Below are 4,193 nucleotides of genomic sequence, written 5' to 3' on the forward strand. Positions count from 1 at the left end.
ACTGTAAAGCCGCTCTTTCAGCCGATCACTCGTCTGAGGATCACTAAATAATTCTTCAAGTGTTCGTTTCTTTGTCATCTATTTGTAAAATTAGCAGACACACTTAACTGAACACTCTCGATGGATTTTTTTAATAATGATATTGGCAGAGGTATTGGATTCAGTAATCTTGGTGTTTCAATCGATATCCTAGCTGACTTAGTATTAGAGTCCTTACACCAAGGAGAGATGAAAATTATTACAAATTTAGATTCACGCGGTAGAATAACTTTGTATTCCCAAATCACAAACTCTGTATCATGTTATTAAAAATTAAGTATATAGGAGTTTTTTTTATTCTTTCTTCATGTAGTCTTCTTCCAAAAAGTCAATGTCAGAAAATTGTTATTGATAAAGAAGATACCTCAGGAAGAGTCCAAAGTGGACTTTCGAAATTGGATAATATTTATAGTGTGTCGATTGAGCTGAAGGGCAACATAACTCAAACAATCTTTTTTAATGAATTTAAATTAAAAAAAGGGAAAATAGATACAGTCTTTAAAGCTCAAGACCATTATAGCCCTGATTTCTTCTATGAAATTCAAAACCCTAGTAAGGGAAGTGGGGAACTGGATTTTTGCATCACATTCTTTTATTAATATAAAATGAAACTAAAGATCGTCGCCTATTTCTTTCTTTTGACCTTTTCAATTTCAGCTTGCACAAGTAAAGTTTGTGAAAGACAAGTAAGTAGTTTTGACCTGAATAAGAATTACGAAGAAGAATTAGATTTTTCGGCTTGTGGTTTAAAACAGGTGACTTACCACAGCATTCGTATTTCAGGGGAGGTGTATGGAGATTTTCTTGTTGGGGAGTATTTCAAAGTTGAAGGGAAAGGTCATTATGATACCTTGATTACAGCGGATTACTATTCGGATCGCTTTAATTTCTACTACAACCCTTTAGGGGAAGTAAATGGGGATTTGACCTTTAAGGTGATTTTGGAATGATTGAGGTTAACAGGTTTCGTTTTGCTAGGCTCAAATTTAATTTTTCAATAATGCGAAAAGCTCTACAACTTATTTTGTGCACTTGCATTTCATTCATGGGATGCTCTCCCAGAGAAGAATGCCAGTATGAAGTAGCTCAATTTGATTTAAATGTACCCTATGATGAAGAAATTGACTTTACTAATTGCGGGGATAATTCCCTTTATTATGAATTGGATATTGAAGGAGTGTTGGATGGGGAAATAATCATCAATAATATCTACAAATTCAAAGCCCACGGAAAGATAGATACACTAATCCAAGGAGATCATTATTCTAATAAATTTAATTTTAATTACAAACCAATAGGGGGTGTGGAAGGGAAATTGAAGTTTCAGATTACCATTATCCCTTGGTGATCTCTTGACTATTTCAAATTTTGAAAGGTTCAAGTCTACAGACTTGGACCTTTTTCTATCTGAAGAATTCAGGCCTAAACTTTAATTGTCAGAAATGCGGAAAGTTCTACTACTTATTTTGTGCACTTGCTATTCATTTGTTGGATGCTCTTCCAGAGAAGAATGCCAGTTTGAAGTAGCTCAATTTGATTTAAATGTACCCTATGGTGAAAAAATTGACTTTGCGGGTTGTGGGGATAATATCCTTTACTACGAATTGAATATTGAAGGAGAATTGGATGGAGAAATAATTATCAAAAATATTTACAAATTCAAAGCCCAAGGAAAGATCGATACACTAATCCAAGGTGAATACTATTCCAATAAATTTTATTTTAAATACGAACCAAAAGGGCCTGTGGAAGGAAAATTGAAGTTCAAGATAACTTTGATTTAAGGTAATCTCTTCATTGTTTCAAATTTTGAAAGGTTCAAGTTTGTCGACTTGGACCTTTTTCCATTGCCCTGATTCTCGGTTCATCGTCGCCGTCAAGGTTCCTGTCTCACCAACAGCTTTGAATAAGTATTCAGGCTGATGAATCAGTTTTTGACAAACGCGAGTGAACACAAAGCTTGGGTGTTGTAAATAAAGTTTTCTGGATTTAAATAATTGATCCTGAAGGGATCAAATCTTTAATAGCCATGGGTGGAGCTTGCGGAACCCATGGTGGAAATTGAAGTTAAAGTTACAGGCCTCCCGCCCAGTATTATCATTTGGAAAACGAATCGTAGACGCGGGAGGATGGAAACGTTTTTTCTTTTGAAAAGTGCGAGTGAAGCGACTTCTTGTTCTTTTTTCTTGGCAAAAAAGAACCAATCCCGATAGCTATCGGGACAAGACGCAATAAAGCTTCTGCTGCACAACCCAGCGCCGGCCCGCTATTGCGTCCTCCCCACGCGCCGTAAAAAGCTATTATCCGTTTAGAAGAAAGTTTATTTGCGCATTGCCGCAGTTCGATTCATTTCTAATCACTTTGTAATGGATTTTGAAAATGAACTCAACACAAAACCAATCACAAAAATTGTCATCGTGCCCATCACGATGGTCATATTGGAATGAAGCGGCTGACTCCAGGATACCTCCGTTGCGGTAAGCTTTATTATCGCAGGCAAACTCATCCAGCCAATTACCAAGACTCCTCCCAAAACTGCGAAGCCAGCTTGTCGACTGCTGGTTTTCCGGACGATAAAGCCCAATAGAAACAAACCCAAAACGCCACCGCTAAAAATGGAAGCCAATGCCCACCAGGTTTCAAGCGCTGAGTTTACCCCATTAAATGCCCAGCCGATCAAAATACTGGACAAGCCCATCACCAAGGAAGCTATGCGAAGAACCCGTAAAGATGTTTTCTCTGAAGGATTTGGATGGATGTATTTTTTAAAGTGGTCGGAAAGAATCAAGGTCGCTGAACTGTTGATACTCGTCGAAACTGTGCTCATCCCTGCTGCAAAAATCCCTGCAATCAATAATCCGGTCAGTCCTGCGGGTAATTGGTTCACGATGAAATATGGAAAGACTTGATCGGCTTTAGATGCAATTTCTGCGGGCAATAATTCTGGCTGAACTTGATAGAACCCCCAAAGTGAAGTACCAATCATGAAAAACAGAAATGAAACCGGAACATAAAGCAATGCTCCCAGCCAAGTGGATTTGGTGGCGTCTTTTTCTGTTTTGGCAGAAACGTAGCGCTGCACATAGCTTTGATCCACCCCGAAATTCTGCAGATTGATAAAGAGACCATAGACCAAAATCATCCAAAAAGTGGAACTCGAAAAATTAAAATCAAAACTTCCCAAACTGAATTTGTCGGCTTCCAATGCGGCACTAAATGCTTCTGAAGCTCCGCCTGGAATAGTCCAGAAAATCACTCCCAAACAAGCCAGAGCTCCTGTGATCAATACGATTCCCTGTATCGCATCTGTCCAAACCACTGCTTCCAATCCTCCAAACATGGAATAAACGATCACACTCAAACCTGTGCAAGCAATGATAATCGGAATGCTCCATCCGAAAAGTGCCTGCATTGGCAGCGCTAATAAATAGAGAATGGCGCCCATTCGAGCTAATTGTGTAAGCAAGTAGAAAACTGAAGCATAGATTCTTGCCCAAATTCCAAATCGTTCTTCCAAATAGAAATAGGCGGATTCTGACTGGAGTTTCCGGTAGTGCGGAACAAAGAATTTCACGGCAATCCAAGCCGCCAGAGGAATGGAAAGGCTGAAAACAAAACTATTCCAATTGCCTCCATAGGCATTTCCCGGTAAAGCTAAAAAACTGATGCTGCTGACGAAAGTGGCAAAAATCGACATCCCTAAAGCCCAAGAAGGAAGGCGTCCTCCTCCGGTGCTGAAATCATTGGAGGTTCGCTTTTTGAAAGAAAAGGAAACCCCAAAACCGATTACTCCTAAGATGTAAACTCCAAAGACAAGAAGATCAAGGGTTTTCAGGGACATATTGAATTTGTGATTTACGATATGTGATTTACGTGGTCTCTCGGAACTCTACACATTGCTTTAAGAAGTAACCTTTTTGAATAATCTTCCAATCTTCCAATTTAAAATATCGAATGATGAATGTTGAATAATGAAGTAAAGCCAAACTCCCATTCTCCAATCCCAATTCCCTAACCCCCTTTTCCTAATCCCCAATGTCATTCCCTGATATAGGTTGACCGTTTTAAAGCTACTTGAAAAATGCTAAAAACGGGAAAAAGGATCAATCCATACCGGAAGTATTCTGAAGAATTCAAGCGTAAATTGGTAGATG

At 38.7% G+C, this 4,193-nt stretch carries 5 protein-coding genes; 4 read left to right on the forward strand and 1 reads right to left on the reverse strand.

Features of this window, described 5'->3' with window-relative positions; genetic code table 11:
* The first annotated feature begins 299 nt into the window (after nt 1-299).
* The 4 genes from P8O16_RS04765 to P8O16_RS04780 all read left to right on the forward strand — a co-directional run bounded on the left by P8O16_RS04765 (nt 300) and on the right by P8O16_RS04780 (nt 1,823).
* Complete coding sequence (locus tag P8O16_RS04765; protein ID WP_300311413.1) at nt 300-638, forward strand: hypothetical protein; 339 nt, start codon at nt 300-302, stop codon at nt 636-638.
* 6 nt (nt 639-644) lie between these two features.
* Complete coding sequence (locus tag P8O16_RS04770; RefSeq protein ID WP_300311415.1) at nt 645-989, forward strand: hypothetical protein; 345 nt, start codon at nt 645-647, stop codon at nt 987-989.
* 50 nt (nt 990-1,039) lie between these two features.
* Complete coding sequence (locus P8O16_RS04775; protein WP_300311417.1) at nt 1,040-1,387, forward strand: hypothetical protein; 348 nt, start codon at nt 1,040-1,042, stop codon at nt 1,385-1,387.
* Nucleotides 1,388-1,481: 94 nt separating this feature from the next.
* Complete coding sequence (locus P8O16_RS04780) at nt 1,482-1,823, forward strand: hypothetical protein (protein WP_300311419.1); 342 nt, start codon at nt 1,482-1,484, stop codon at nt 1,821-1,823.
* A 572-nt stretch (nt 1,824-2,395) separates the two neighbouring features.
* Here P8O16_RS04780 and P8O16_RS04785 read toward each other — a convergent pair.
* Complete coding sequence (locus P8O16_RS04785; RefSeq protein WP_300311421.1) at nt 2,396-3,880, reverse strand: sodium:solute symporter; 1,485 nt, start codon at nt 3,878-3,880, stop codon at nt 2,396-2,398.
* Nucleotides 3,881-4,193 lie beyond the last annotated feature (313 nt).

It is taken from the genome of Algoriphagus sp., from assembly GCF_029254265.1.
GTDB lineage: Bacteria > Bacteroidota > Bacteroidia > Cytophagales > Cyclobacteriaceae > Algoriphagus.

Coding starts and splice junctions, on each gene's coding strand:
- P8O16_RS04765 (WP_300311413.1), top strand. CDS start 300: ATGTTATTAAAAATTAAGTATATAGGAGTTTTTTTTATTCTTTCTTCA.
- P8O16_RS04770 (WP_300311415.1), top strand. CDS start 645: ATGAAACTAAAGATCGTCGCCTATTTCTTTCTTTTGACCTTTTCAATT.
- P8O16_RS04775 (WP_300311417.1), top strand. CDS start 1,040: ATGCGAAAAGCTCTACAACTTATTTTGTGCACTTGCATTTCATTCATG.
- P8O16_RS04780 (WP_300311419.1), top strand. CDS start 1,482: ATGCGGAAAGTTCTACTACTTATTTTGTGCACTTGCTATTCATTTGTT.
- P8O16_RS04785 (WP_300311421.1), bottom strand. CDS start 3,880: ATGTCCCTGAAAACCCTTGATCTTCTTGTCTTTGGAGTTTACATCTTA.